Source organism: Bradyrhizobium sp. SZCCHNRI3043, from assembly GCF_032377735.1.
GTDB lineage: Bacteria > Pseudomonadota > Alphaproteobacteria > Rhizobiales > Xanthobacteraceae > Bradyrhizobium.
Genome location: NZ_JAUHID010000027.1, coordinates 42,321 through 67,963 on the forward strand (window position 1 = coordinate 42,321; position 25,643 = coordinate 67,963).

General features: G+C 66.7%; 25 protein-coding genes. 16 read left to right on the top strand and 9 right to left on the bottom strand.

What is annotated here, in order from left to right; all coding sequences use genetic code 11:
* Positions 1-135 precede the first annotated feature (135 nt).
* The 4 genes from QX124_RS30090 to QX124_RS30105 all read left to right on the top strand — a co-directional run bounded on the left by QX124_RS30090 (position 136) and on the right by QX124_RS30105 (position 4,350).
* The gene (locus tag QX124_RS30090; RefSeq protein WP_315739342.1) at positions 136-780 is read left to right on the top strand and encodes a DUF47 domain-containing protein; all 645 of its coding nucleotides are present in this window, start codon (positions 136-138) and stop codon (positions 778-780) included.
* A gap of 14 nt (positions 781-794) precedes the next feature.
* The gene (locus tag QX124_RS30095; protein WP_315739343.1) at positions 795-1,802 is read left to right on the top strand and encodes an anion permease; all 1,008 of its coding nucleotides are present in this window, start codon (positions 795-797) and stop codon (positions 1,800-1,802) included.
* 141 nt (positions 1,803-1,943) lie between these two features.
* Positions 1,944-3,563, top strand: a complete 1,620-nt coding sequence (locus QX124_RS30100) for a peptide chain release factor 3 (protein ID WP_315799117.1) — start codon at positions 1,944-1,946, stop codon at positions 3,561-3,563.
* Between the two features lie 295 nt (positions 3,564-3,858).
* On the top strand, positions 3,859-4,350 hold the full coding sequence (locus QX124_RS30105; RefSeq protein WP_315799118.1) for a GDSL-type esterase/lipase family protein: 492 nt from the start codon (positions 3,859-3,861) through the stop codon (positions 4,348-4,350).
* 42 nt (positions 4,351-4,392) lie between these two features.
* Here QX124_RS30105 and QX124_RS30110 read toward each other — a convergent pair whose 3' ends face one another.
* The 3 genes from QX124_RS30110 to QX124_RS30120 all read right to left on the bottom strand — a co-directional run bounded on the left by QX124_RS30110 (position 4,393) and on the right by QX124_RS30120 (position 6,474).
* Complete coding sequence (locus QX124_RS30110; RefSeq protein WP_315799119.1) at positions 4,393-4,800, bottom strand: helix-turn-helix transcriptional regulator; 408 nt, start codon at positions 4,798-4,800, stop codon at positions 4,393-4,395.
* Positions 4,797-5,663, bottom strand: coding sequence for a S1C family serine protease (locus tag QX124_RS30115; RefSeq protein ID WP_315799120.1), 867 nt, complete (start codon positions 5,661-5,663; stop codon positions 4,797-4,799). The genes QX124_RS30110 and QX124_RS30115 overlap by 4 nt, the downstream gene beginning before the upstream one ends.
* 82 nt (positions 5,664-5,745) lie before the next feature.
* Positions 5,746-6,474 carry an aspartate/glutamate racemase family protein gene (locus QX124_RS30120; RefSeq protein ID WP_315777452.1) on the bottom strand — a complete coding sequence of 243 codons (729 nt, stop codon included), beginning with the start codon at positions 6,472-6,474 and terminating at the stop codon, positions 5,746-5,748.
* A gap of 162 nt (positions 6,475-6,636) precedes the next feature.
* Here QX124_RS30120 and QX124_RS30125 point away from each other — a divergent pair, with 162 nt between their 5' ends.
* The 9 genes from QX124_RS30125 to QX124_RS30165 all read left to right on the top strand — a co-directional run bounded on the left by QX124_RS30125 (position 6,637) and on the right by QX124_RS30165 (position 16,211).
* Positions 6,637-7,233 carry a hypothetical protein gene (locus QX124_RS30125; RefSeq protein WP_315799121.1) on the top strand — a complete coding sequence of 199 codons (597 nt, stop codon included), beginning with the start codon at positions 6,637-6,639 and terminating at the stop codon, positions 7,231-7,233.
* A gap of 302 nt (positions 7,234-7,535) precedes the next feature.
* The gene (locus tag QX124_RS30130) at positions 7,536-8,123 is read left to right on the top strand and encodes an NnrU family protein (RefSeq protein ID WP_315799122.1); all 588 of its coding nucleotides are present in this window, start codon (positions 7,536-7,538) and stop codon (positions 8,121-8,123) included.
* Between the two features lie 2 nt (positions 8,124-8,125).
* Positions 8,126-8,950, top strand: a complete 825-nt coding sequence (panB, locus tag QX124_RS30135) for a 3-methyl-2-oxobutanoate hydroxymethyltransferase (RefSeq protein WP_315799123.1) — start codon at positions 8,126-8,128, stop codon at positions 8,948-8,950.
* A gap of 167 nt (positions 8,951-9,117) precedes the next feature.
* The gene (locus tag QX124_RS30140) at positions 9,118-10,710 is read left to right on the top strand and encodes a class I adenylate-forming enzyme family protein (protein WP_315799124.1); all 1,593 of its coding nucleotides are present in this window, start codon (positions 9,118-9,120) and stop codon (positions 10,708-10,710) included.
* 177 nt (positions 10,711-10,887) lie between these two features.
* Positions 10,888-11,541 carry a tetratricopeptide repeat protein gene (locus QX124_RS30145; RefSeq protein WP_315739356.1) on the top strand — a complete coding sequence of 218 codons (654 nt, stop codon included), beginning with the start codon at positions 10,888-10,890 and terminating at the stop codon, positions 11,539-11,541.
* 46 nt (positions 11,542-11,587) lie between these two features.
* Positions 11,588-12,118 carry a hypothetical protein gene (locus QX124_RS30150; protein WP_315739357.1) on the top strand — a complete coding sequence of 177 codons (531 nt, stop codon included), beginning with the start codon at positions 11,588-11,590 and terminating at the stop codon, positions 12,116-12,118.
* Between the two features lie 82 nt (positions 12,119-12,200).
* Positions 12,201-13,571: a ribosome biogenesis GTPase Der gene (der, locus tag QX124_RS30155; RefSeq protein WP_315739359.1), complete on the top strand. Its 1,371-nt coding sequence runs from the start codon at positions 12,201-12,203 to the stop codon at positions 13,569-13,571.
* Between the two features lie 29 nt (positions 13,572-13,600).
* Complete coding sequence (locus QX124_RS30160) at positions 13,601-14,854, top strand: TCR/Tet family MFS transporter (RefSeq protein ID WP_315739361.1); 1,254 nt, start codon at positions 13,601-13,603, stop codon at positions 14,852-14,854.
* Between the two features lie 136 nt (positions 14,855-14,990).
* Positions 14,991-16,211, top strand: coding sequence for a PLP-dependent aminotransferase family protein (locus QX124_RS30165; protein ID WP_315739362.1), 1,221 nt, complete (start codon positions 14,991-14,993; stop codon positions 16,209-16,211).
* A 99-nt stretch (positions 16,212-16,310) separates the two neighbouring features.
* On the opposite strand, the gene QX124_RS30170 is transcribed toward QX124_RS30165, so the two are convergent.
* From QX124_RS30170 to QX124_RS30180, 3 genes are all read right to left on the bottom strand, one after another.
* Positions 16,311-17,537: an ABC transporter substrate-binding protein gene (locus tag QX124_RS30170; protein WP_315777460.1), complete on the bottom strand. Its 1,227-nt coding sequence runs from the start codon at positions 17,535-17,537 to the stop codon at positions 16,311-16,313.
* 144 nt (positions 17,538-17,681) lie between these two features.
* Positions 17,682-18,821, bottom strand: coding sequence for a hypothetical protein (locus QX124_RS30175; RefSeq protein ID WP_315799125.1), 1,140 nt, complete (start codon positions 18,819-18,821; stop codon positions 17,682-17,684).
* A gap of 101 nt (positions 18,822-18,922) precedes the next feature.
* Positions 18,923-19,561, bottom strand: coding sequence for a TetR/AcrR family transcriptional regulator (locus QX124_RS30180; protein ID WP_315799126.1), 639 nt, complete (start codon positions 19,559-19,561; stop codon positions 18,923-18,925).
* 161 nt (positions 19,562-19,722) lie between these two features.
* Here QX124_RS30180 and QX124_RS30185 point away from each other — a divergent pair, with 161 nt between their 5' ends.
* From QX124_RS30185 to QX124_RS30195, 3 genes are read left to right on the top strand one after another with little or no spacing between them, the layout of a single operon-like run.
* Positions 19,723-20,634 (top strand): DUF3313 family protein, encoded by a 912-nt coding sequence (locus QX124_RS30185; RefSeq protein ID WP_315799127.1) that lies wholly within the window; start codon positions 19,723-19,725, stop codon positions 20,632-20,634.
* A complete protein-coding gene (locus QX124_RS30190) occupies positions 20,631-21,872 on the top strand; it encodes a patatin-like phospholipase family protein (RefSeq protein ID WP_315739367.1) in 1,242 nt (413 codons plus the stop codon). The genes QX124_RS30185 and QX124_RS30190 overlap by 4 nt, the downstream gene beginning before the upstream one ends.
* A 35-nt stretch (positions 21,873-21,907) precedes the next feature.
* Positions 21,908-22,225, top strand: a complete 318-nt coding sequence (locus QX124_RS30195; protein ID WP_315799128.1) for a hypothetical protein — start codon at positions 21,908-21,910, stop codon at positions 22,223-22,225.
* Positions 22,226-22,286: 61 nt separating this feature from the next.
* On the opposite strand, the gene QX124_RS30200 is transcribed toward QX124_RS30195, so the two are convergent.
* The 3 genes from QX124_RS30200 to QX124_RS30210 all read right to left on the bottom strand — a co-directional run bounded on the left by QX124_RS30200 (position 22,287) and on the right by QX124_RS30210 (position 25,496).
* The gene (locus QX124_RS30200) at positions 22,287-23,030 is read right to left on the bottom strand and encodes an SDR family NAD(P)-dependent oxidoreductase (RefSeq protein ID WP_315755770.1); all 744 of its coding nucleotides are present in this window, start codon (positions 23,028-23,030) and stop codon (positions 22,287-22,289) included.
* Positions 23,031-23,313: 283 nt separating this feature from the next.
* Positions 23,314-24,810, bottom strand: a complete 1,497-nt coding sequence (gene purF / locus QX124_RS30205; RefSeq protein WP_315739370.1) for an amidophosphoribosyltransferase — start codon at positions 24,808-24,810, stop codon at positions 23,314-23,316.
* A 59-nt stretch (positions 24,811-24,869) separates the two neighbouring features.
* Entirely contained in the window at positions 24,870-25,496 is a 627-nt protein-coding gene (locus QX124_RS30210) for a CvpA family protein (protein WP_315739453.1), read from the bottom strand.
* Positions 25,497-25,643: the final 147 nt, after the last annotated feature.

Consider the following 25,643-nt stretch of genomic DNA (forward strand, 5'->3'; position numbering starts at 1 on the left):
TCTGAAAAGAGATCGTCGAAAGGGCAGAAAGCGGTGGATGAACCGGCCACCGCTTCTGCTGGTGCGCGATCCGGAGTATGACAGTTCTGTGACGGGCCGGCCCTGGCCTGTTTCGGAATGGATGGATCTCGTCCCATGCTGCACTGGTTTCGCGCCGTCCTCCCGCGGGAGGAGCGGTTTTTCGATTTGTTCGCCCGCCACAACAAGGTGGTGATTCAGGGCGCCCATGCGCTGCAGGACATGCTGCAGGGCGGTGACGACATCCTCGCCCACTGCCAGCGCGTCAGCCAGTTCGAGAACGAGGCCGACAACATCACCCGCGAAGTGCTGACCGCGGTCCGCCGCACCTTCATCACCCCGTTCGACCGCGGCGACATCAAGAACCTGATCACCTCGATGGACGATGCCATCGACCAGATGCAGCAGACCGCCAAGGCCGTGGTGCTGTTCGAGGTCAAAGAGTTCGAGCCGACCATGCGCGAGATGGGCACCTTGCTGGTCGATTGCGCCAATCTGATCGGCCGCGCGCTGCCGTTGCTGCAGGCGATCGGCCAGAACGTGCCGATGATCACCGCGATCACCGAGGAGATGACCAAGCTCGAGGGCCGGGTCGACGACCTCCACGACATCGGGCTGAAGGAGCTGTTCCTCAAGCACCGCAAGGCCAATACCATGGACTTCATCGTCGGCGCCGAGATCTACGACCATCTGGAGAAGGTCGCCGACCGCTTCGACGACGTCGCCAACGAGATCAATTCGATCATGATCGAACAGGTCTAGGGTAGGGCCGCGCCGTGGACGCTCAACTCGGCCTTCCGATCCTGGTCGGCCTCATCGCCGTTGCGCTCGCCTTCGATTTCCTGAACGGCCTGCACGACGCCGCCAACTCGATCGCGACCATCGTTTCGACCCGCGTGCTCCGGCCGCAATATGCGGTGTTCTGGGCCGCATTCTTTAATTTCGTCGCGTTCGCGGTGTTCGGCCTCCACGTCGCGCAGACCATCGGTACAGGGATCATCGATCCCGCCATCGTCGACGCCCAGGTGATCTTCGCGGCCCTGGTCGGCGCCATCGTCTGGAACCTCGTCACCTGGGCGGCCGGCATTCCCTCGTCGAGCTCACACGCGCTGATCGGCGGCCTGGTCGGGGCAGGGGTCGCCAAGGCCGGCATCTCGGCCGCCGTCTGGAGCGGCCTGTCGAAGACCGTGCTCGCGATCGTGCTGTCGCCGCTGGTCGGGCTGGTGCTGGCGATGGTCCTGGTCGCGATCGTGTCCTGGGCCTCGGTGCGCTCGACGCCGTTCGCGGTCGACCGCGCCTTCCGCATCCTGCAATTCGCCTCGGCCTCGCTGTATTCGCTCGGCCATGGCGGCAACGACGCGCAGAAGACGATGGGCATCATCGCCGTGCTGCTGTATTCGCAGGGCCATCTCGGCAACGAGTTCACGGTGCCGTTCTGGGTCGTGCTGTCGTGCCAGGCGGCGATGGCGCTGGGCACCCTGATGGGCGGCTGGCGCATCGTCCGCACCATGGGCCTGCGCATCACCAAGCTGAACCCGATGCAGGGTTTCTGCGCCGAGACCGGCGGCGCGATCACGCTGTTCCTGGCGACCTTCCTCGGCGTGCCCGTCTCGACCACCCACACCATCACCGGGGCCATCGTCGGCGTCGGCGCCGCCCGCCGTGCCTCCGCGGTGCGCTGGAACGTGGCCGGATCGATCGTCTATGCCTGGGTCTTCACGATTCCGGCCTCGGCGATCGTCGCGGCGCTGACGTTCTGGCTGGTGTCGGTGCTCCGGCACTGATCCGGATCGGCCCGGCCGGGCTCAACTCGCCGGTTGGAGTTGCGGTGCAAAACGCCTATATGGAGGGCGCGCGGCGGCCGAGATCCCGCGCCTTTCCCGTAAATCGCCCGCTCTCTGGCCTGAAACGACGCCTGCCGCCTCATGTCCGATACTGCCGTCACGACCGAACAGCCCGCCCGCACCGCCTTGTCCGACGAGGTGGCGCGCCGGCGCACCTTTGCCATCATCTCGCATCCGGACGCCGGCAAGACGACGCTGACGGAAAAGTTGCTGCTGTTCGGTGGCGCCATCAATCTCGCCGGCCAAGTCAAGGCCAAGGGCGAGCGCCGCAACACCCGCTCGGACTGGATGAAGATCGAGCGCGAGCGCGGCATCTCCGTCGTCACCTCGGTGATGACCTTCGAGTTCGAAGGGCTCGTCTTCAACCTGCTGGACACGCCGGGCCACGAGGACTTTTCCGAAGACACCTATCGCACGCTGACCGCGGTCGACTCGGCCGTCATGGTGATCGACGCCGCCAAGGGCATCGAGGCGCGCACGCGAAAACTGTTCGAGGTCTGCCGCCTGCGCGACATCCCGATCATCACCTTCATCAACAAGATGGACCGCGAGAGCCGCGACACCTTCGATCTGCTGGACGAGATCGAGAAGACGCTGGCGCTCGACACCACGCCGATGACCTGGCCCGTGGGCCGCGGCCGCGACTTCATCGGCACCTATGACATCCGCGACGGCGGCGTGCGCCTGCTCGAAGGCGGCGGTGCCAAGACCGGCGCGGCGCAGCAGATCGACATCGCCGAGCTCGGCAAGATCAACGCCAATCTCGACATGAGTCAGATCACCGACGAGCTGGAGCTGGTCAAGGAAGCCTGCAAGCCGTTCGACCTCGAGGCATTTCGCGAGGGCCACCTGACGCCGGTCTATTTCGGCAGCGCGCTGCGCAATTTCGGCGTCGGCGATCTGCTCGAAGGCCTTGGCCGCTACGCGCCGTCGCCGCGCGCGCAGGAGTCGAACCTGCGCAAGGTCGACGCCGCCGAGCCGCGCATGAGCGCCTTCGTGTTCAAGATCCAGGCGAACATGGACCCCAACCACCGCGACCGCATCGCGTTTGCGCGGCTGTGCTCGGGCAAGCTCAACCGCGGCATGAAGGCGAAGCTGGTGCGCACCGGCAAGACCATGCCGCTGTCGAGCCCGCAATTCTTCTTCGCCCAGGACCGCTCGGTCGCGGACGAGGCCTTTGCGGGCGACGTCGTCGGCATTCCCAACCACGGCTCGCTTCGCATCGGCGACACGCTGACCGAGGGCGAGGACCTCACCTTCGTCGGCGTGCCGAGCTTCGCGCCGGAAATCGTCCGCCGCGTCCGGCTGACGGATGCGATGAAGGCCAAGAAGCTGAAGGAAGCCTTGCAGCAGATGTCGGAGGAGGGCGTCGTGCAGGTGTTCCGGCCGCGCGATGGCGCCCCGGCGCTGGTCGGCGTCGTCGGCCCGCTGCAGCTCGACGTGCTCAAGGCGCGGCTCGATGCCGAATACTCGCTGCCGGTGGAGTTCGAGATCTCCGAGTTCTCGCTGGCACGCTGGATCTCCTGCGACGACAAGAAGAAGCTGGAGGCGTTCATCGCGTCCAACAATTCCGGCGTCGCCGACGACGTCGATGGCGATCCGGTGTTCCTGGCCAAGAACGAGTTCTATCTCGGCTACACCAAGGAGCGCGCCGAAGGCATCGTGTTCTCCAACGTCAAGGACGTGAAGAAGAAGGCGTAGCCGCCCGGCACTCTCTCGTCATTCCGGGCCATCGCGCAGCGATGAGCCCAGAAATCCATTTTCCCTCTCGTTCTAAAGCCCGATGGCTTCCGGGCTTGCCCTGCGGGCGCCCCGGAATGACGAGCGGAAAGACATGCTCTGCCTCATCGTGAGCCTCGCTCCCGCTGTGGGATGATATCCGTGGCGCCGCGTACTTTGCGTCGGGTGATCGGCGCGCTAGTCTTCCTCTCATCAACAGGCGAGGGAGATGGACATGCCGGCGGGATCGATTGGCCGTCTTGTGCGGCGACAGATGATGGCACTGTTGGCTGTGTGTGGACTTACGTTCGCGACGATCGCAACGGCTGACGCGGCCGAGGTCGTCGCGCTCGGCGCCAGCAACACCTACGGCAAGGGCGTCAATCGCGGCGAGGACTTTCCGGCCCAGCTCGAGGCCATGCTCCACGGCAAGGGCGTTCGGGTCAGCGTCGCCAACGCCGGCATCAACGGTGATACGACCGTCGGGATGCTGTCCCGCTTCGACAGCGCGGTCGATGGATCAACCCGCGTGCTGGTGCTGCAGCCCGGCGGCAACGACGCCCGCAAAGGTGCCGGCGACCAGCGCGCCGGCAGCATCAGCGCCATCATGGCCAAGGCCGCGCAGCGCCGCATCAAGGTCGTGATGGTCGAGAACGGCATGTTCCGTGGCCTGCCGCATCAGGTCGACGGTGTGCATCTGACCCCGGAGGGCTATCGCATGCTGGCCGCATCGCTGCTGCCGCGCGTGATGAGCGGCTTGCGGAAGTAGCTCGCCGCGAGATCGCGAAGCGCGCCGCGCCGGCCTGCGGTCTCACAGCTCGATGATCCCCCGCCTTGCCGCATGCGCGACCGCATCGGTGCGGCCGGTGGCGTCGAGCTTGTCGAGCAGCGAGCCGACGTGGAATTTGGCGGTGTGCACGGAGATGCCGAGGCTGCGCGCGATCTCCTTGTTGGAGCAGCCCTCGGCCATCAGCACCAGCACGTCGCGCTCGCGCGCGGTGAGCTGAAAATCATCGATCGCCTGGCCGTCGATCCTGTCGTCGCCGCTGCGCGCCTCATCACTGCCATGCAACGGCGCGACGGCGACGTCGGCGCTCTCGCCGGGCGCGACCAGCGTCAGGCCCGTGACATCGCCGAGCAGCGCCGCCAGCCGGTCGGCCAGTTCGGCATCGTCGACCGCGATCGCGATCCTGATCGGCGCGCGCGCCTCCTCGCTCACGCCGGCCTCTCGCCGATGGTCAGGGCGAACTGCACCGGCTCGCCGGCACGCAGCGCTGCGACCTCGACAACGGCGCCGACGCTGTCCGGACCGAGTTCGCGCATCATCGCGCGCATGCCCCTGAACGGCTCCTTGTTGAGAGCGGTGATGACGTCACCCTGGCGCAGGCCGGCGGCCGTGGCCGGGCCGCTCTTGTCGAGGCTCATGATCATCGCACCGAGTCCATCGTCGAGCCGGACCGGCTGCAGGCCGGCGCCGAGATAGCCGCGAGCGATGCGACCATGCGTCTCGAGCTTGCTGGCGACCCGTTCGATCGTGGCCGCGGGAATGACGAGCGTGCGGCGCGGGCCGCGCACCGCCATGCCGATCGCATGACCGTCGGCGTTGAGCACCAGGCCGCCTTCGGCGCTGTGCCGCAGCCTGGTGTCGAGCTCGATGCGCGCATCGATGTCGCCGCCGCGCAGGCTGCGCCAGGGACCGGCGGATTTCGACACCATCGCGAGCGCGGCCGTTGGCGTGCCATGCTCGGCAGCGGCGATGACCGCGAGCGAGCCGAGCGCGGGCATCTCGCCGGAGAGTTGGGCCGGTCCCGCAGTGCCGCCATCGAAGCGGAGCAGGGCGATGTCGGTGGTGTGGTCGCGGCCCGCCACCGTGGCCGGCCTTTGCGTGCCATCGGCAAAGACGAGCACGATTTCGCCTTCGTCCGCCAGCGCCTCGTCGGCGGTGACGACAAGGCCCGGCTTCCAGACGAAGCCCGTGGCGCGGCTGCGGTGCGAGGAGACGGTGAGGACCACAGGCGCGGCTTGCGCGACGGCGGTCGTCAATGCCGACGATAGCGAGGCGAGGGCGGACGGATCGGACATGGGACGCTCCAGAATGGGTCTGGTCCCAATTTGGCGTCTCCGAAGCGGTTTCGAAACTACCCGATCAGGTAGTCGACCGGCTTCAGAGCGTCGTCCGCGCTTTCGGCAGTGGGAAGGCGAGATCGCCGTGCTTCGAGGTCTTCAGCCCCAGCCCGACCAGCGCCTCGGCAAAGCGCACCGCGGCGGCGACGCCGTCGATCACGGGAATGCCGAGCTCGGTGGAGAGGTCGTGCGCGAGATCGGCCATGCCGGCGCAGCCGAGCACGATGGCGCCGATACCGTCCTCGCGCAGCGCCGCCCGGCATTCGCCGAGCAGCGTGCCGCGGACATTGGCCTCGGGCTTGTCGAGGTCGAGCACGGCAACGTCGACCGCGCGCACCCTGCGGCAATGCTGCTCCATGCCGTAATTGCGCACGAGGTGCTCGGCGATCACCTTGGTGCGCGACAGCGTGGTCACGATGCTGAAATGGGTGGCGACGAAGCTCGCCGCATGCATCGCCGCTTCAGCGATGCCGAGCACCGGCACAGCCGATAATTCGCGCGCGGCAAGCAGGCCGGGATCACCGAAGCAGGCGATTACATGGGCGTGGCAACCTTCTGCGTCTCCGGCCTCGACCTCCTTGAGCATGCCGACCGCGGCAATCGCCTCGTCGTAATGGCCTTCGATCGAGGCGGCGCCGAACCGCGCGGTGCGGCCGACGATCCGCGTCGACGGGCTTGCGCTGGCCTGGGCCGCTTTGGCGATCAATTCGGTCATCGTCACCGTCATGTTCGGGTTGATGACGTTGATCACGGTCTCGCTGTGGCTCATCGTCGCGTCCGTTTGTTGTCGCATCCTGCCGTGTTCTAGCCGAGTTCCGCTGTTACGGTCGAGGGCCGTTCGCGATGCGGGAACGCGCAGACGTGAACGGGATTGAGCTTGCGAATTCTGCGATCGGATCCAGCTTGGAGTCCATCCCAGCCCGAGAGTCCCATGCTCCGTGTCGTCGTGCTCCTCCTGCTGATGGTGGCCGCTCCGGCCGCCGCCGACGCGCGCCGCCAGCAGATCAATCCGGTGCCGTTCGCGCACACGCCGTGCAGCGTGCTCGACGAGCAGCCGTGCACGCCGTCGTTCTGCAGCGTCTTCGGGCCGTGGCCCTGTATTCCCGAGATGAACTATCCCTATGGCCAGAACCTGCAACTCACGATCGAGAGCTGGCCCGCCAAGGATCAGGAAGCCAAATATCAGAAGCCGGATCACGATCTCGACACGATCGGCGATCTGTTCGCAGCGCTGCGCGCGTGCTGGACGCCGCCGCCGGAGGACAGCGCCCGCGCCGGGATGCAGATGACGGTGCGCTTCAGCTTCAAGCGGACCGGCGAGATGATCTCACCGCCGCGCGTGACCTTCGTGACCTCAGGCGCGCCGGCCGACACGCGCGCGACCTATCTGAAGGCGATCAATGCCTCGCTCGACGGCTGCCTGCCGCTGAAGTTCACAAAAGGCCTCGGCGGCGCGCTGGCGGGGCGGCCGATCGCGATCCGCTATGTCGACAACCGGGATTTGAAGAACACGTCGGAGCGGCAATAGCGCCCCGCCGCGCCGTCTCGCACGGCGCGCCCCCCCACCCACCGATCATTCGGGACGGACGCAACGCGTGCGAACCTCAGCTGGGCGATTGCGCAGCGGGGAATCTCGATATGGTTGCGAAGAACGCAAACCAATCTCGGGATTCCGGGTTCGATGCTGACGCGTCGCCCCGGAATGACGATGTGTGATGGCGAATCGGCAGCGTGCGGCTTGCAGACGGTCTCCGCGCCACGTTGCGAGGCCGCCCCCGGAAATGATACCGATGCCCACGTACAGGTCGTGTGCATGCGAAGGGGGACGCCGTGGGACTTCTGGTGATGGTGGTGGGGCTGGTGCTGTTTCTCGGCGCCCATGTGTTCACGACCCGGCGCGGGGCGCGCGCGCAGGTCATCGCACGGCTGGGCGAGAGCACCTACAAGCTCGTCTACACCGTGGTGGCGCTCGCCGGCCTCGCCCTGATTGTCTGGGGCTTTGCCGAGTACCGCCATGGCGGCGGCTGGATCCAGGTGTGGACGCCGCCGAAGGCGCTCAAGCACATCAATCTCGCCCTGATGCTGCCGGCGGTGATCATGATCGTCGCCGCCTATATCCGCGGCCGCATCTACACCGTCCTCAAGCATCCGATGCTGGCGGGTGTGAAGCTGTGGGCGTTCGGCCACCTGCTCAGCAACGGCGACCTCGGCGGCATCATCCTGTTCGGATCGATCCTGGCCTGGGCGGTGTTCGACCGCATCTCGCTCAAGCGTCGCGCCGATGCCGGCGGGCCGCCGATTCCGGTCGGCGGCGTCGGCAACGACGTGATCGCGGTGGTGGTCGGCATCATCGTCTATGCCGCGCTGGCCTTCGCGTTCCATCCTGTCGTGCTCGGCATTCCTGTCATCGGAGGTTAGCAATGTCGGTGCAGTCGACCGTCCGGCGCAAGACGGCTCCCGAGATCCGCGCCCGCAAGGGCGGCGAGCCGATCGTGATGCTGACGTCCTACCACGCCCATACCGCGGCGCTGGTGGATCGCCATTGCGATGTGATCCTGGTCGGCGATTCCCTCGGGAACGTGATGCACGGTTTCGAGACCACCGTGCCGGTGACGCTGGAAATGATGATCCTGCAGGGCTGCGCCGTGATGCGCGGCTCGCGCCAGGCGCTGGTGGTGGTCGACATGCCGTTCGGCTCCTACGAGGCCACGAAGGAGCAGGCATTTCATGCAGCGGTGCGGATCCTGAAGGAGACGCAATGCGGCGCGGTCAAGCTCGAGGGCGGCGCGCGGATGGCCGAGACGGTGGCCTTCCTCAGCGAGCGCGGCATTCCGGTGATGGGCCATATCGGCCTGACGCCGCAATCGATCAATACGCTCGGCTCGTTCCGTGCCCAGGGCCGCGATGAGGCGGATTGGGCTGCGATCGAGAACGACGCTGCGGCGATCGCACAAGCCGGCGCGTTCTCGGTGGTGATCGAGGCCGTGGCCGAGCCGCTGGCGCGCAAGATCACGCAGCAGATCGCGATCCCCACCATCGGCATCGGCGCCAGCGTCGCCTGCGACGGCCAGGTGCTGGTTTTGGAGGACATGCTCGGCCTGTCGCCGCGGGCGCCGAAATTCGTCCGCCGCTACGGCAATCTCGGTCCGGCGATCGACGAGGCGATCGAACGCTACGCGGCGGACGTGCGTACCCGTGCGTTTCCGGCGGCGGAACATGTTTACGGAATGAAGTCAAAGACCTGATGGGCGCCTCTCGCTTGGTCGTCCCGTTGGCGCGGTGGTGCGCGCGGCGTCACGGGATGAATCTCCGGCGCTGGCGGAGATAGCCAAGCGCGTCATCCCTTGGTTATGTTTCAGGCTGGTCCGCATCGCGGCGAACAACGACAAGAAGCCAAGCTCGGGGAAACTCCATGGACTGGTCGACCTATGTAACGCCGCCGATGCGGCGCGAAGCCCGTTTCGGCGATCGCGTGGTTCCGTTGTTCACGGAGCGGCCCGCGAACATCTGGGCCATGGTCGAAGAAGCGGTGGAGCGCAACGGCGACGGCGAGGCGCTGGTCTGCGGGGCCGTGCGGCTGTCGTGGCGCGAGGTCGCCGAGACCGCCGCGCGGATCGCCGGCGGGCTGCAGGCGAGGGGATTGCAGAAGGGCGACCGGCTCGCGGTGCTGCTCGGCAATCGCATGGAATTCGTGCTCACGCTTTTTGCCGCGGCCAAGCTCGGGCTGATCACGGTGCTGCTGTCGACCCGGCAGCAGACGCCGGAAATCGCCTATGTGCTGAACGATTGCGGCGCCCGGCTGCTGCTGCACGAGGCGGCGTTGGCCGACCGGTTGCCGGCCGCCACCGAGACGCCAGAGTTGGCGGCTCGCATTGCCGTCGACGATCGTCCGGCGCGGTCGGATTTTGCAGCGCTGGCCGATCATGCCGCGCACGAAAATCACGTCGAGGTGACTGAAGAGGACACTGCGATGATCCTCTACACCTCCGGCACCACTGGCCGGCCGAAAGGCGCGATGCTCGCCCATTGCAACATCGTGCACTCCTCGATGATCTACGAGGCGTGCCTGGGGCTGACGCCCGCCGACCGCTCGATCGCCGCCGTGCCGCTCGGCCATGTCACCGGTGTCGTCGCCAACATCACCAGCATGGCGCGCTGCGCCGGCACCTTGATCATCATGCCGGAGTTCAAGGCCGGCGAGTATCTGAAGCTCGCGGCGCGCGAGCGCGTGACCTACACGGTCATGGTCCCGGCGATGTACAATCTCTGCCTGCTGCAGCGCGACTTCGACAGTCATGATCTGTCGTCGTGGCGGATCGGCGGCTTCGGCGGCGCGCCGATGCCGGTCGCGACCATCGAGAAGCTCGCAGCCAAGATCCCCGGCCTGCGGCTGGTCAACGCCTATGGCTCGACCGAGACTACCTCGCCGGCGACCCTGATGCCGTCTGATCTCACCGCCCGTCAGATTGACAGCGTCGGGCTACCGTGTCCGGGCGCCAGCATCCTGGTGATGGACGGGCAGGGGCGGGAGCTGCCGCGCGGCGAGATCGGCGAGATCTGGATCGGCGGCGGCCAGGTCATCAAGGGCTATTGGAACCGGCCCGAGGCCACTGCCGAGAGCTTTACCGCCGGCTATTGGCACTCCGGCGACCTCGGCTCGATCGATGCCGACAATTTCGTCCGGGTGTTCGACCGGCAGAAGGACATGATCAACCGCGGCGGGTTGAAGATCTACTCGGCCGAGGTCGAATCGGTGCTGGCGAGCCACCCGGCGGTGGTCGAGAGCGCGATCATCGCCCGGCCATGTCCGGTGCTCGGCGAGCGGGTGCACGCGGTGGTCGTGACCCGCGAGCCGATGAGCGCCGAAGCCCTGCGCAGCTGGTGCGCCGAGCGGGTCTCGGATTACAAGGTCCCGGAAACCCTGACCGTGACCGTGGACCCTTTGCCGCGCAACGCCAACGGCAAGGTGATGAAACGGCAGTTGCGCGAGGCCTTGACGGCGTGATAGCCGCGTTCGGACCTTGTGGCAGAACCGGGGAGTAACGCCTTGATTCGGCTGGACTCGCCTTGCCACCGCCATGCCGATGCGGTATCGGCGCCGGCGCGCGGGCAACGGGCCGCTCGCGCGGCACTTCAAACCCATGCGCGCGCGCTCGCAGCGAACCTGACGGGATGTCCTTAGGTGTCTGAATTCATTGATGAAGTAGACGAGGAGGTCCGTCGGGAACAGCTCAAGAAGCTGTGGGACCGCTACTCGATCTTGATCATCGCCATTGCCGTGCTGATCATCGCCGGCGTCGGCGGCTGGCGCGGCTACCAGTATCTCGAGGGTCAGAAGGCGGCCGAAGCCGGCTCGGCCTTCAACAAGGCCCTCGAACTCTCCGAGCAGAACAAGCATGCCGAGGCGGAGAAGGCCTTTGCGGATGTCGCGGCCACGGCCCCATCGGGATACCGCATGCTGGCCCGCTTCCACCAGGCCGCCGAGGCCGCGATGCGCGACAAGGCGGCTGCCGTGAAGCTCTATGACGAACTCGCCGCCGACCGCAGCATCGGGGCCGAGCAGCAGTCGATGGCGCGGCTGCGCGCGGCCGGCCTGCTGGCCGATACGGCGCCTTACGCCGACCTCAAGCAGCGCCTCGAAGGCGAAACTGCGCCCGGCGCGCCGTTCCGCCACGCCGCCCGCGAATTGCTGGCGCTGTCGGCGTGGAAGGCCAATGATGCCGCGGCGGCCCGCCAATGGCTCGACATGATTGCGCTGGATGGTGAGACCCCGCCGGGCCTGCGCTCGCGCGCTGAAGCGCTGCAGGCGCTGTTGCCTGCAGTCGCCAAGAGCTGATCGCGGACCTCGCGACGGCGAAACCGAGTTGATTGGAACGACGATCATGCGCCGCGCCCAACGTGCCATTGCCCTGACGGTCCTCATTGCGCTTTCCGGCGTGCTGGGCGGCTGCGCGAGTGGGGGAAGTTTCGACCCCTCGGACATGCTCGACTTCCTGGACACCAAGAAGAAGCTGCCGGGCGACCGCAAGCCGGTGTTCCCGGAGGGCGTGCCGGGTCTCGAGCAGGGCGTGCCGAAGGAACTCTACAAGGGTGCCCAGCAGCAGCCGATGACCGACCCGGGCGCTCAGGCGGCTACGCCGCCGGCGCCTCCGGTGGAGGAGCCCAAGGGTAGAAAGGGCCGGCGGCAGGCGGCCGTGAACAACCCGACGACGGCCGATCCGCAGGATGGCGAGGCTGCCGCGGTCGAGGAGGGCGCTGCCGCCGTTCCGCCGGCACCGAAGCCCAAGAAGATCGTGCGCCGCCGCACCACGGCACCACCGCCGGATGATGCTGCCCCGGCGCAGCAGCCGGCGGCCCAGCGATCCGGCGGCGGCTTCCCGGCGCCGATGCCGAGCGGCTCCTTCAGCCGTTAATCTCACCTGCGAATCGGCGGATCGCCCGTTCGGTTTTGCGGCCGAATGCGCTAAAGCTGCGCGCTCACGCGCACGGATCATCATGCCCTTCACCATCGCCATCATCGGCCGGCCCAACGTCGGCAAGTCGACCCTGTTCAACCGTCTGGTCGGGCAGAAGCTGGCGCTCGTCGACGACATGCCGGGCGTCACGCGCGACCGCCGCGAGGGCGAAGCTAAGCTGTTCGATCTCAACTTCACGATCATCGACACCGCCGGCCTCGACGAGGGGCCGAAGGGCTCGCTGACCGCGCGCATGCAGGAGCAGACGGAGACCGCGATCGCGCTCGCCGACGCGCTGTTCTTCGTGATCGATGCCCGCATCGGCCTGACGCCCGCCGACCGCGCCTTCGCCGATTTCGCCCGCCGCGCCGACAAGCCGGTGCTGTTGCTCGCCAACAAGAGCGAGGGCAAGCATGGCGAGCTCGGCGCCATGGAATCTTACGCGCTCGGCCTCGGTGATCCCATCCAGATCTCGGCCGAGCACGGCGAGGGCATGGGCGAGCTCTATGACGCCGTCAGCAAGCTCGTGCCGCCCACGGACGATGAGGAGGACGAGCACGAGGAGACCGACGAGGAGCGCGCCAACAGGCCGATCCGGGTCGCGATCGTCGGCCGTCCCAACGCCGGCAAGTCGACCCTGATCAACCATCTGCTCGGCGAGGAGCGGCTGCTCACGAGTCCCGAGGCCGGTACGACGCGCGATTCGATCGCGGTCGAAATCGAGTGGAAGGGCCGCGGCTTCCGCATCTTCGACACCGCAGGTCTGCGCCGGCGCTCGCGCATCGAGGAGAAGCTGGAGAAGCTGTCGGTGGCCGATGCGCTGCGCGCGGTGCGCTTCGCCGAGGTGGTCGTGCTGATGATGGATGCGCAGAACCGCTTCGAGGAGCAGGATCTGCGCATCGCCGATCTGATCGAGCGCGAGGGGCGTGCGCTGGTCATCGCCGTCAACAAATGGGACCTGATGGACGGCAACCCCGGCCAGATCTCGATGCTGCGCCGCGATGCCGACCACTGGCTGCCGCAGGTCGCGGGCGCGCCGATCGTGGCGGTGTCGGGCCTGATGGGCGAGGGCATCGACCGGCTGATGCAGGCGATCGTCGAAGCCTACGCGATCTGGAACCGGCGCGTGCCGACCGCGGCGCTGAACCGCTGGTTCGAGCAGGCGATCGCCGACAACCCGCCGCCGGCGGTGTCGGGCCGCCGGCTCAAGCTGAACTACATCACCCAGACCAAGGCGCGGCCGCCGAGCTTCGTGCTGTTCTGCTCGCGGGCCGACGCGATCCCGCAATCGTACCTGCGCTATCTCACCAACTCGATGCGCGAGACCTTCGAGCTGCCGGGCACGCCGGTGCGCATCACGCTGCGCGAGAAGGCCAACCCGTTCGCGCACAAGCGCAAGCGGCCGAACTGATCAGTTGCGTCAGCGGAAGCGGTCCGGCCATGGAAGCAAGCCCGCCGAGCGTCGCGACAGAAGATGCGACGGCCCCACGCCGCGGCGCCGTCGCCTTCATCTTCGTCACCATCCTGCTCGACATGCTCGCGCTCGGGCTGATCATGCCGATCCTGCCGAAGCTGATCGAGAGCTTCGTGGGCAACGACACTGCGCAGGCGGCCCGCATCTTCGGCCTGTTCGGCACCGCCTGGGCGCTGATGCAGTTCGTGTTCTCGCCGGTGCTCGGCAGCCTGTCCGACCGCTTCGGCCGGCGGCCGGTGATCCTGCTGTCGAACTTCGGCTTGGCCGCGGACTACGTGCTGATGGCGCTGGCGCCGTCGCTCGCGTGGCTGTTCGTGGGGCGCCTGATCTCCGGAGTCACCTCGGCCAGCATCTCGACGGCTTTCGCCTACATCTCCGACCTGACGCCGCCCGACCGGCGTGCGGCGATCTTCGGGCGCATCGGCGCGGCGTTCGGCGCGGGCTTCGTGCTCGGTCCTGCCACCGGCGGCCTGCTCGGCGACATCGACCCGCGGCTGCCGTTCTGGGCTGCAGCCGCGCTCGGCTTCGCCAACGCGCTGTACGGACTTCTGGTGCTACCGGAATCGCTGCCGTCAAAGCGGCGCAGTCCGTTCCGATGGCGAGCCGCGAGCCCGCTCGGCGCGCTGCAATTGCTGCGCTCGGATCGCATCCTCGGCGGACTGTCGGTCGTCAACTTCATCACCCAGCTCGCTCATGTCGTGCTGCCGTCGACCTTCGTGCTCTACGCGACCTATCGCTATGGCTGGGATACGCGCACGGTCGGGCTGACGCTGGCGATGGTCGGCATCTGCGCCATGGTGGTGCAGGGCGGGGCGGTGGGGCTGATCGTCCGCCTGCTCGGCGAGCGCGGCGCGCTGATGCTCGGCCTGTCCGCGGGGACGGTGGGCTTCCTGATCTTCGGCCTTGCGCCGACCGGGCCGTTGAGCTGGCTCGGCATTCCCGTGATGGCGCTGTGGGGCGTCTCGGGCGCGGCCATGCAGGCTTTGATGACCCGCCTCGTCCCACCGGACAGACAGGGCCAGCTACAGGGCGCGACGTCGAGCGTGCAGAGCGTGGCCCAGCTCGCAGGTCCCTTCCTGTTCACGCTGACCTTTGCCTATTTCATCGGAGCGGCCGCGCCGGCGCATCTACCCGGCGCGCCGTTCCTGCTGGCGTCGGCGTTGCTGATCGTCGCTCTCCTGATTGCGGTGCGGACGCTGTCCTCGGCAAAGAGCAGCTAGACTAGCGCGCCGGCCTGAAGGTTCTCATCCGGTGACTCCACCGATGCAGCTCTCGCGCCCTCGCGGGACGGGGATTGCACACGCTTTAAAATAGGTCAATAATGCTGACATAAATAGCCGGATCAGGGGAGGAATATTGGTGAGCTGGAAGCCCGTCTACGCGCGCCGCGCGGATCGCATGAAGGCATCGGAGATCCGCGAGCTGCTCAAGGTGCTGGAGCGGCCCGGCATGATTTCGTTCGCCGGCGGCATCCCCGATCCCGCGCTGTTTCCTGCAGCAGCGGCGGCGCAGGTCTATGCCGATGCGCTGGCGTCGCCCGACGTGGCTTCCGCTGCTCTGCAATATGCGGTCAGCGAGGGCTACGGTCCGCTTCGCCAGTGGATCGCCGAGCACATGACCACGCAGGGCATAGCGGCCTCGCCAGACAACATCCTCGTCACCGCGGGATCGCAACAGGCACTCGATTTTCTCGGCAAGCTGCTGCTCACGCCCGCGGATACGGCGCTCGTCACCGTTCCCACCTATCTTGGCGCGCTGCAGGCCTTTTCGGCCTACGAGCCGCGTTACGATTCGATCGGTCCACGCGCTGCGAACCGCACCCCGGCCTCCTACGCGGACGAAGCCGCGAAAGAAGCTGCGGGGGCGCGCGTGAAGTTCGTCTATGTCGTGCCGGACTTTGCCAATCCGACCGGTGAGACGCTGTCGCGTTCGGCGCGCGCCGATGTCCTGGATCTCGCCGGCGAGCTGGACGTGCCGGTGTTGGAGGACAGCGCCTATTCTGCCTTGCGTTTCGACGGCGACGAGATGCCGTCGCTGCAGTCGTTGGACGTCCGTCGCCGCGGCTCGCTCGATGCTTCCCGCGTCATCCATCTCGGAACGTTCTCGAAGACGGTCGCGCCGGGCCTGCGCATCGGCTGGGTTTGTGCATCGCGCGCCATCATCAGCCGTCTCGTCCTCATCAAGCAGGCGAGCGACCTCAACGTGTCAGCGATCAATCAGATCGTGATGCACAGGCTCGTGAAAGACGGAGGGCATGCCGGGCTGATCGCACGGGCGCGCGCGCATTATCGGCTCAAGCGCGATGCGATGCTGAGGGCACTCGAGGCACAGATGCCGTCAGAAGCGAGGTGGACGCGCCCCGACGGCGGGTTCTTCGTCTGGCTCACCCTGCCGGACGGCGTGTCCGGTGCCGCCTTGCTCGACCGGGCCGTGAATCAGGCCCAGGTGGCGTTCGTTCCCGGGGCTGCCTTCTTCCACGACGGCAGCGGCACCAACACGATCCGCCTGTCCTATTCGCTGCCCGAGGAAGCCGTGATCGAGGAAGGCATCGGCCGCCTCGCGAGTCTGCTGCGCTGACGATGACGTGATTCTGCGCAGCGAATGTCGCATCGTCTGCGCAGCGGCACTGGCGGGACGCGATGCTAATCCACCGCATCCCGCATCGGAGCTATCGGATTACTTCTTCACCAGCGGGCACTCGCTGGCCTCGAGCGGCTTGGCGGCATCCTCGGGCGCGATCTTGGCGATCAGCTTGTAGTAGTCCCACGGATATTTGGACTCTTCGGGCTTCTTGACCTCGAACAGATAGGCCGGGATCAGGCGGCGGCCGTCGGCGCGCAGCGGGCCCTTGCCGAACAGCGGATCGTCGGTCGGAATCTCCTTCATCTTGGCCACGACCTTGGCGCCGTCATGCGGATTGCCGCCGAGTGCCTCGAGCGTCTTCAGGTAGTGCAGCGCGCCGGCGTAGACGCCGGCCACCGTCATCGACGGCATCGTGCCCTTCGGTGACAGCTTCTGGAAGCGGTTGGACCAGGCGCGGGTCTGCTCGTTCAGGTCCCAGTAGAACGACTCGGTGAAGGTCAGGCCCTGCGCGACCTTGAGCCCGAGCGCATGCACGTCGTTGACGAACAACAACAGCGCGGCGAGCTTCTGGCCGCCCTGGACGATGCCGAATTCGGAAGCCTGCTTGATCGAGTTGGTGGTGTCGCCGCCGGCGTTGGCAAGGCCGATGACCTTGGCCTTCGACGATTGCGCCTGCAGCAGGAAGGACGAGAAGTCCGCGGTGTTGAGCGGATGCTTGACCGAGCCGAGCACCTTGCCGCCACTGCTGGTCACGACTGCAGAGGTGTCGCGCTCCAGCGCATGGCCGAAGGCGTAGTCGGCGGTGAGGAAGAACCAGGTGTCGCCGCCGGCCTTGGTCAGCGCCTTGCCGGTGCCATTGGCGAGCATGTAGGTGTCGTAGGTGAACGAGATCGTGTTGGCGTTGCAGGCCTTGCCGGTGAGGTCGGCAGTGGCCGCGCCGGAGTTCAGGAGGATCGAGTTCTTCTCCTTGACCAGATTGGAGACGGCCAGCGCCACGCCGGAGTTCGGCGTGTCCATGATCACGTCGACCTTCTGGGTGTCGATCCACTGCCGGCCGATGTTGACGCCGACGTCGGGCTTGTTCTGGTGGTCGCCGCTGATGACCTCGATGGTCCAGCCCTTGGCCTTCAGGCCTGAATCCTCGACCGCCATGTTGACGGCTGCGACCGAGTTGGGCCCGCCGATGTCGGCATACAGGCTGGACATGTCGTTGAGCACGCCGATCTTGACGACCTTGTCGTCGGCGAAGGCGGAGCCGGCAAAGCTGAGCGTGGTGGCAGCAAGCAACGCGGCCATCCGCCGCGTATGAGACGTTGTCATCGAAGTCCTCCCTGGTGTCGTGTCACGGCGGGGCTTCTTGGGCGCCCTTTGCCGTCGATCTCCCTGGATAGCCGGTCTTGTGAGTTGCGGCAATGCGCCAAAAGGCGCGAGACGCGCGCAAGGTTTGTGCGTTTCGCTTGAGCGTTAACGCAGGGCGTCCGAGGTCAGCCGGAATTTCTGGATGCGCTTACCGGTGTCGACCTCGGCGGTATAAACGTTGCCCTGCCGGTCGACAGCCATCGCGTGCACCCAATGGAATTGGCCGGCATTGCGGCCATTGTGGCCGAAGCTGCCAACCACGCTGCCGTCATCCCGCCTGATGATGCGGATCTCGTTGTTCTCGCCATCGGCAGACAGCAGGTAGGTCTGCTTCGGATCCGGCCAGATCGCGATGTCCCACACCGCGCCATTGCCGAGCGTGTTCTTTTCGAAGAACCATTCGGTCACGAATGTCCCGTCCTTCCTGAACACCTGGATGCGGTCGTTGATGCGGTCGCAGACATAGACGAGACCATCGTCGGCGATCTTCACGCAGTGCACGGGATTGCCGAACTGCTGGGCGACCGGTGCCTTCGGATCATACGGTGGCTGCTTGGCATCATCAGGGACATGGCCGTAGGCTCCCCAATGCCGCTTGTAGGCGAGGGTGGTGGCATCGAACACGATGACGCGGCGGTTGCCGTAGCCGTCGGCGACGTAGATCTCGTTCGCCTCCTTGTCGATCGCTGTCTCCGCGGGCTTGCCGAGCTGGGTGGTGTCGTTGGAGCCCTTGCTCGGCGCCATCGTTCCGATCTGAGCGACGAACTTGCCATCGAGCGTGAACTTCAGGATGGCGTTGTCATTGTCGGCATTGCCGCCGATCCAGACGAAGCCGCGTTCGTCGACCTCGATGCCATGCTCGCGGCCGACCCATTCATAGCCCGGGCCCGGGCCGCCCCAGGCGCGCAAGAGATTGCCGTCGGTATCGAATTCGAGCACCGGGGGCGCCGGCATGCAGCATTTCGATCGCGGCGGATTGAGCGTGGCGCCTTTCTCGTCGTCGGTCAGCGAGCGCGGCCGGTGAATGACCCAGATGTGGCCCTGGTGATCAACCGTGATGCCGCCGACCTGGCCGAGGATCCAGTTGTTGGGGAGCTGCTTCGGCCAGGACGGCTCGACCGCGAACGCGGGCACCTCCGCTGCGGCGGTGGTGCCGCGAGAGAAGAGGACGTTGCCGGCCGCAACGGCGAACAGCAGAATGACCAGGGCAGGCCTTGTCGCGCGTCCGCGTCGTGCTCGCGTCATACCGTCCTCCCCGATATGTGCTGCGGTCATCCGCTTATGAGCGCAGTCAATCGCGGGCATGGCGGGGTGTCAATCGCGCGGGGGCACGCCGATCGGCAGGCTCAGACGGGCGCCTGCTCCACAGCTTCCTTTTTCGGCGGCGTCGGCAACGTGGGCGGCCGCAGAAAGCGCGTCAGCATGAGCCGCAGATGCTCACTGCTCTGCTTGATATCGACCGCCGGATTGCGGATCGGCAGCGCACGTGCGCCGTCGACGATCACGAACAGGATGTTCGCGGTCGCCTCCGGATCGAGGTCGGGATCGACCTCGCCGCGGCCCTGTGCCTTGGTGAGGAAGTCGACCAGCAGCGCCCGCATCGCGCGCGCATGCGCGTGGACGATGGCGGCAAAGTCGGCATTGCGACAGGCCTCGGCCAAGGCCTCGGCGCTGAGGACCTGGGCCTGCGGCTGGTGAATGCTGGCGCTCTCGAGCTCTTGCACCAGGGCGTCGATCACGTCGGGCGAGGCCAGGATTGCCTGGAGGCGCGATGCAGCGTGGCTCAGATTCTGCTCGACCAGCGCCTGGATCATCGCCTCCTTGCTGGGAAAGTAATGATAGAGGTGGCCCGGGCTGATCTTCGCCGCAGCGCAGATGTCGGTGGTGCTGGCGCCGTGGAATCCGTTCCTGACGAAGCACGACAGGGCGGCCTGGAGAATCCCCTGGCGCTTCTGCTCGTGCTTGACCGGATCGACCTTTCTCATCGCGCGTCCCGTCGGGCCAACTCTCGCCACATTCGTCGTTTCCGCCAACTGCTTGTAATATAAAATAATATTTCTCGCCGCTCTAATCTAGAGAATTTGATCTAGTTTAGTTGGACAAGCGCTGCTGCTTGTGAGACTTAATTAGAGTGAGCTATCTATCAATGGGTCTCCCCGCTACGATGCGTCTCGCTCCGCTGAAGTCGACGGCCCTGATTTCCCTGGCGCTGGCAACGGTCGGCTGCGCCACGGCTCCGCTCGAGCGGGCCGGCTCGCTCAAGAATTACGATCGCCTCGCCGATGCCAACGGCCTGGTGACGCGCGCGCAGATCAAGGCCAACAAGAAGGAGCTGCTCGAGGCCAAGACGATCCGGATCGAGCCGACCGCGTTTCCGCCGCGTCCCGACATCGCCCTCGACGAGAACGAGCGCAAGCTGGTGGCCAACGTCATCAGCCGCGAAATGTGCCTGCGTCTCAGCGAGCGATTCCAGATCGTCGGACCCCGCGAGGAGGCGGATCTGACGGTCAAGGCGACCGTCACCCATGCCACGGCGACCAACGCGACCGCATCGGCAGCCTCGCAGGCGGCGTCCATCGCCAAGAGCGTCGCGCTGCCGGGCGTTCCCGTGCCGGTGCCCCGGCTGCCGGTCGGGCTCGGCACGCTGTCCGTCGAGGCCGAGGCGCGCGACTTTGCCGGCTTCCAGAAGGCCGCGATGGTGTGGGCGCGCGGCGCCAACTCGGTCTCCAATGCGCGGATGGCCAATGACGGCGACGCCTACGACCTCGCTTCCGAGTTCGGCGCCGACTTCGCCAAGCTGGTGTCGACCGGCGAGTCGCCGTTCGGAGGCGTCCCGTCGCTGGCCTCGCTGCCTTCGGTGTCGAGTGTGCCGGCCAAGCTGGGTGGCGCTCCCAAATATGCCGCATGTGAGCAGTACGGACGCTTCCCCGGCCTGAAGGGCTTTGTCGGTGCCGGTCTGGGCCTGCCGCCGGGCTGGACTGATAAGGGCGCCGACGAGGCCAGGCCCGACGCGCCGCAGCCGGAGATCGCAAGCGTGGAGCAGCAAGCGTCGCGATGAAGTCTGCCGCCTCGTTCCGCGCGCTTGTCCCGCGCATCCTGCTCGCGTTCGCCGCGTCGCTGCTGCTGGCGGCCTGCGCAGCCATCATGCCGCGCAACGCGCTGCCGGAAGCGGCTGCCGTCAGCGCCGACCCGGTCGGCTTCCGCAACGTCCGCTACTGGGGTGATGAGCCGGCGCCGCGCTTTGCCGAGGCCGCGATGTCGCGCGCGTCGGCCGAAATCCCGATCTCGCGTCCGCTGAATTTCCTCGCGATCTCCGGTGGTGCCGAGAACGGTGCGTTCGGCGCCGGGCTTCTGGCCGGCTGGGGCGAGGCCGGGAACCGGCCGTCGTTCGACATGGTGACGGGCGTCAGCTCCGGCGCGCTGATCGCGCCGTTCGTCTTCCTGGGGCGCGAGCACGACGACAAGCTGCGCGAAATCTTCACCGCCTATGAGCGCAAGGACATTTTCACGGTCAACATTCCCGGCCTGCTCCAGGGCTCGGCGCTGGCCGACAACACGCCGCTGTCGCGGCTGATCGAGAAATATGTCGATCGCGAGTTTCTCCGCGACGTCGCGCGCGAGAGCAGCAAGGGCCGGGTGCTGCTGGTCGGCACCACCAATCTCGATGCGCAGCGTCCGGTGCTGTGGGACATGGGCCGCATCGCAGCAGCCGATACGCCAGAGGCGATCGCCCTGTTCCGTCAGGTGCTGTTGGCCTCCGCGACCGTGCCGGGCGCCTTCGCCCCCGTTCGCATCAAGGTGCGGATCGGCGACAAGGACTACGACGAGCTGCATGTCGACGGCGGCGTCACCCGGCAGGTGTTCATCGGTCCCTCGGTGCTGCGCCTCGTCTCCGGCCGCGGCCCGCGCAGGAGCGTGAGCGGCGCACATCTCTACGTCATCCGTAACGCCCGCATCGATCCGCAATGGGACAGCGTCGGCGCCGACGTGCTCTCGGTGACGCAGCGCTCGCTGTCGACCCTGATCAAGAACCAGGGCATCGGCGACATCTACCGCATCTACTCGGTGGCGAAGTTCAACGGCATCGACTTCAACCTCGCCAGCGTGCCGGCCGATTTCCAGGTCAAGGCCGACGGCCCGTTCGATCGCACCTACATGACCGCGCTGTTCGATCGCGGCCACGACATGGGCCAGCGCGGCTATCCCTGGGTGAAGAGCCTGCCGGGGCTGCAGTCCAACGAGCACGGCATCACGGCGCAGGGGGCCACGCGCACCATGGCCGCGGCCGCGCGATGAACTTCCGTCAGACCTGCTTGCCATTTGCGCGACACGTGACCTTGCGTTCGGTGCTCGGGAGCGCGGCGCTGTTGACGTCCGTGCTGCTCGGCGGTTGCGCGACCTCGGGCACGACGCCATCGTCCGACACGGCGCAGTACGGCAATACGTACAACTATCTCCCGGTGAACGACGTGCCGCATGACGACCAGCGCCCGGTGCTGACGCCGGAGCAGCAGGAGAAGCTGCGCAAGGAGCTGACGGCAGTGCGCGATCGTCAGGCGCCGGCTGCGGCGAAGGCGTCTGCGGACAAGGCTGCGGCGGCCAAGCCTTCCGCGGCGAACTCTGCTGCCGCCAATCCGACCGCAAGATAACAACGAGATTCCGGATTCAAGGCCTGCGGCCTTGCCCCGGAATGACGGTGGTTGCGCAGGGCTACGCCGGCGGCTGGAAGCTCTTCAGGGTGCGCGTCTTGTACTCGTAGAGCTTGCCGGTCTCGGTCCACGACGGCAGGCACATCGGCACGATGAACTCGGCGACCTGCTCGGGCGTTTCGAGCGTCATCGGATCTTCGCCGGGGAACACCGTGGCGCGCATGCGGGTCCGGATCGGGCCCGGGCTGAACAGGTTCACGCGCAGCGGCGTCCGCTCGGTCTCGTGCGCCCACACCCGTGCCAGCGTCTCCAGCGCGGCCTTGGTGACGGCGTAGGGGCCGAGATAGGCCTGGGCCTTGTGGGCGGCGCCTGACGTGAGAAACACCGCGCGGCCGGCGTCGGAGGCCTTCAGCAGCGGCTCCATGCAGCGGATCAGCTGGAAGTTGGCGGAGAGGTTGACGGCGACGACGTCGTTCCAGGGCTTCAGGTCGATATGGCCGAGCGGCGACGACGGGCCGGGCACGGCGGCATTGCCGACGAGAATGTCGAGCTTGCCGTGGCGCTCGTGCAGCGCGGCGCCAAGCCGAGCGATGCCGTCGCTGTCGGTCATGCTGAGCGGCACCAAGGTGGCGCCGTTGCCGGTCTCTTTCCGGATCTCGTCGTCGAGCTCCTCCAGCCCGCCCTGGGTGCGGGCGACGGCGACGACATGCGCGCCGGCGCGGGCGAGCGCGCGGGCGGTCGCATGGCCGATGCCGCGCGAGGCGCCGGTGACGAGGGCAATACGGTTGGCGAGGGGAAGGGTCATGGTCGCAGATCTCTGACGTCGTCGTCCCGGCGAAAGCCGGGACCCATACTCCGCGGCGGTTATGAGGGAGTTGGCTGTCTGTGGCTAGTCCTGCCCGCCAAGGACGGCTGGCGATGATGGGTCCCGGTTTCGGCCGGGACGACAGCTCACTATGCATCGTCATTCCGGGGCGAGGCCGCAGGCCTCGAACCCGGAATCTGGAGATGATACGGGGATCAGCAAGCTCGGGATTCCGGGTTCGATGCTGCGCATCGCCCCGGAATGACTGCGCGTGGAAAGAACCTCAGCTCGCTTCCGCCAGCAGCGACAATTGATGCTGGGTCGACTCGACCATCGCCTGGTCCGTGAGGTGGGTGGGATAGCTGCCGGTGAAGCAGTGGTCGGAGTATTTCGGTGCGGCCGGATCACGGGCCGGCTCGCCCATGGCGCGGTACATGCCGTCGATCGACAGGAACGCCAGCGAATCCGCGCCGATCAGCTCGCGCATCTCCTCGAGCGAATGCGTCGCCGCCAAGAGGCCGCCACGGTCCGGCAGGTCGATGCCGTAATAGTCGGGGTAGAGGATCGGCGGCGAGGCGAGGCGGAAATGCACCTCCGTGGCGCCGGCGTCGCGCATCATGCGCACGATCTTGCGCGAAGTGGTGCCGCGCACCAGCGAGTCGTCGATCAGGATGATGCGCTTGCCCTCGATCGCGGCGCGGTTGGCCGAGTGCTTCATGCGCACGCCGGATTCGCGGATCGCCTGGGTCGGCTGGATGAAGGTGCGGCCGACATAGTGATTGCGGATGATGCCGAGCTCGAACGGCACGCCGGAATGCTGGCTGTAGCCGATCGCCGCCGGCACGCCGGAGTCCGGCACCGGCACCACGACGTCGACGTCGGGATGGCTCTCGCGCGCGAGCTGCGCGCCGAACGCCTTGCGCACCTCGTAGACCGAGCGGCCGCCGACCACGGAATCGGGGCGGGCGAAGTAGATGTATTCGAACACGCACGGACGCGCCGGCTTCGGCGGGAACGGCTTGTGGCTGTGCGCGCCGGTCTCGTCGAAGATCACGACCTCGCCCGGCTCGATGTCGCGGATGTAGCGCGCGCCGATCATGTCGAGCGCGCAGGTCTCCGACGCCAGGATCGGGCAGCCTTCGAGCTCGCCATAGACCAGCGGACGGATGCCGAGGGGATCGCGGGCGCCGATCAGCTTCTTGTTGGTCATGCAGACCAGCGAGTAGGCGCCTTCGAGTGCGCGTAGCGCCTCGATGAAGCGATCGATGAAGTTGGTGCGGCGGGAATGCGCGACCAGATGCAGGATCACCTCGGTGTCGGTGGTCGACTGCATGATGGCGCCGGCGCGCACCAGCTCGCGGCGCAGGGTGAGACCGTTGGTGAGGTTGCCGTTGTGGCCGACCGCGAAGCCGCCGGCGTTGAGCTCGGCGAACAGCGGCTGCACGTTGCGCAGGATGGTCGCGCCGGTCGTCGCGTAGCGGACATGGCCGATCGCGGCGTTGCCGGGCAGGCGCTCGATCACCTCGCGGCGGGAGAAGGTGTCGCCGACGAGACCCAGGCGGCGCTCGCTGTGGAAGCGCGCGCCATCGTAGGAGACGATGCCGGCTGCCTCCTGGCCGCGATGCTGGAGCGCATGCAGGCCGAGCGCGGTGATCGCGGCGGCGTCATTGTGCCCATAAATGCCGAACACGCCGCACTCTTCGCGCAGCGTGTCTCCGTCAAGGTCTGGGTCTCTGAGGTAGGCTTGAGGTCCGAAGTCCAGATCCGCGTGGGAGTCCATTTGGGCTTCGCCGGAAGAATCGTGGTGCTGGTCCATCGCGCCTCTCTTCTGGGCTAGGCTCACTTGGCCGCGGGTTTCTCGATCAGCTTCTTCAAGCTGTCGCGGGCAGGCTTGCTGTACCCATCGCCGCCCACTCCGGGCGACTCGGTGTCAGTCTGGTCGTCGTCCGGCTTGTTCTTCTTGAATTTCTTTAAAATGGTGTTCTCGGGATCATCAGGCAAGAGCGACATCAGCCAATCCCCGGTTCCCTGCAGGACCACGCGGGACTTGGCGCCGGTGACCCAGTCCGGACGCTGCTTGTCCGGCACCAGCCAGCTGAAGAACAGGAAGGCGACGACCACGATCAGGAGGCCACGGCCCAGTCCGAACAGGAATCCCAGGGTGCGGTCGAGCGCGCCGATGCGCGAATCGAGGATCATGTCGGAGATCTTGACCGTGATCACCGAGACGATGAGCAGGGTGCCCACGAAAGTACCGGCAACGACCACGACGCTGGCGACGGTATCGTTGTTGAAATAGGTCTTGGCGGTCGGCAGCAGCTTCGAGAATGAATAAAGCGTGACCAGGGCCGCCGCGCCCCACGCGGCGATCGACAGGATCTCGCGCATGAAGCCGCGGACCATCGCGAGCAGCCCCGACACCAGCATCACGCCGAGCAGGATGAGATCGAGGATCGTTATCGGCATCGGCTGCTCAGGTCCGCTTGTCAGGTCCAAGGTTCGCTTCGAATTGACGGAGGACCGCCCCTCCAGGCGGAGGAGAGCAGGGTTCCCCGGCAAGTCCGGACGCTGCACCATCCCGCGTGGGCGCCCGGTTGCGGCGTTGTATAGCGG

What these genes read in the sequence shown, in the direction of transcription:
- QX124_RS30090 (WP_315739342.1), top strand. Translation starts at nt 136, where the DNA reads ATGCTGCACTGGTTTCGCGCCGTCCTCCCGCGGGAGGAGCGGTTTTTC.
- QX124_RS30100 (WP_315799117.1), top strand. Translation starts at nt 1,944, where the DNA reads ATGTCCGATACTGCCGTCACGACCGAACAGCCCGCCCGCACCGCCTTG.
- QX124_RS30105 (WP_315799118.1), top strand. Translation starts at nt 3,859, where the DNA reads ATGGCACTGTTGGCTGTGTGTGGACTTACGTTCGCGACGATCGCAACG.
- QX124_RS30115 (WP_315799120.1), bottom strand. Translation starts at nt 5,663, where the DNA reads ATGTCCGATCCGTCCGCCCTCGCCTCGCTATCGTCGGCATTGACGACC.
- QX124_RS30120 (WP_315777452.1), bottom strand. Translation starts at nt 6,474, where the DNA reads ATGAGCCACAGCGAGACCGTGATCAACGTCATCAACCCGAACATGACG.
- QX124_RS30125 (WP_315799121.1), top strand. Translation starts at nt 6,637, where the DNA reads ATGCTCCGTGTCGTCGTGCTCCTCCTGCTGATGGTGGCCGCTCCGGCC.
- panB (WP_315799123.1), top strand. Translation starts at nt 8,126, where the DNA reads ATGTCGGTGCAGTCGACCGTCCGGCGCAAGACGGCTCCCGAGATCCGC.
- QX124_RS30140 (WP_315799124.1), top strand. Translation starts at nt 9,118, where the DNA reads ATGGACTGGTCGACCTATGTAACGCCGCCGATGCGGCGCGAAGCCCGT.
- QX124_RS30150 (WP_315739357.1), top strand. Translation starts at nt 11,588, where the DNA reads ATGCGCCGCGCCCAACGTGCCATTGCCCTGACGGTCCTCATTGCGCTT.
- der (WP_315739359.1), top strand. Translation starts at nt 12,201, where the DNA reads ATGCCCTTCACCATCGCCATCATCGGCCGGCCCAACGTCGGCAAGTCG.
- QX124_RS30160 (WP_315739361.1), top strand. Translation starts at nt 13,601, where the DNA reads ATGGAAGCAAGCCCGCCGAGCGTCGCGACAGAAGATGCGACGGCCCCA.
- QX124_RS30170 (WP_315777460.1), bottom strand. Translation starts at nt 17,537, where the DNA reads ATGACAACGTCTCATACGCGGCGGATGGCCGCGTTGCTTGCTGCCACC.
- QX124_RS30175 (WP_315799125.1), bottom strand. Translation starts at nt 18,821, where the DNA reads ATGACGCGAGCACGACGCGGACGCGCGACAAGGCCTGCCCTGGTCATT.
- QX124_RS30180 (WP_315799126.1), bottom strand. Translation starts at nt 19,561, where the DNA reads ATGAGAAAGGTCGATCCGGTCAAGCACGAGCAGAAGCGCCAGGGGATT.
- QX124_RS30185 (WP_315799127.1), top strand. Translation starts at nt 19,723, where the DNA reads ATGGGTCTCCCCGCTACGATGCGTCTCGCTCCGCTGAAGTCGACGGCC.
- QX124_RS30190 (WP_315739367.1), top strand. Translation starts at nt 20,631, where the DNA reads ATGAAGTCTGCCGCCTCGTTCCGCGCGCTTGTCCCGCGCATCCTGCTC.
- QX124_RS30200 (WP_315755770.1), bottom strand. Translation starts at nt 23,030, where the DNA reads ATGACCCTTCCCCTCGCCAACCGTATTGCCCTCGTCACCGGCGCCTCG.
- purF (WP_315739370.1), bottom strand. Translation starts at nt 24,810, where the DNA reads ATGGACTCCCACGCGGATCTGGACTTCGGACCTCAAGCCTACCTCAGA.
- QX124_RS30210 (WP_315739453.1), bottom strand. Translation starts at nt 25,496, where the DNA reads ATGCCGATAACGATCCTCGATCTCATCCTGCTCGGCGTGATGCTGGTG.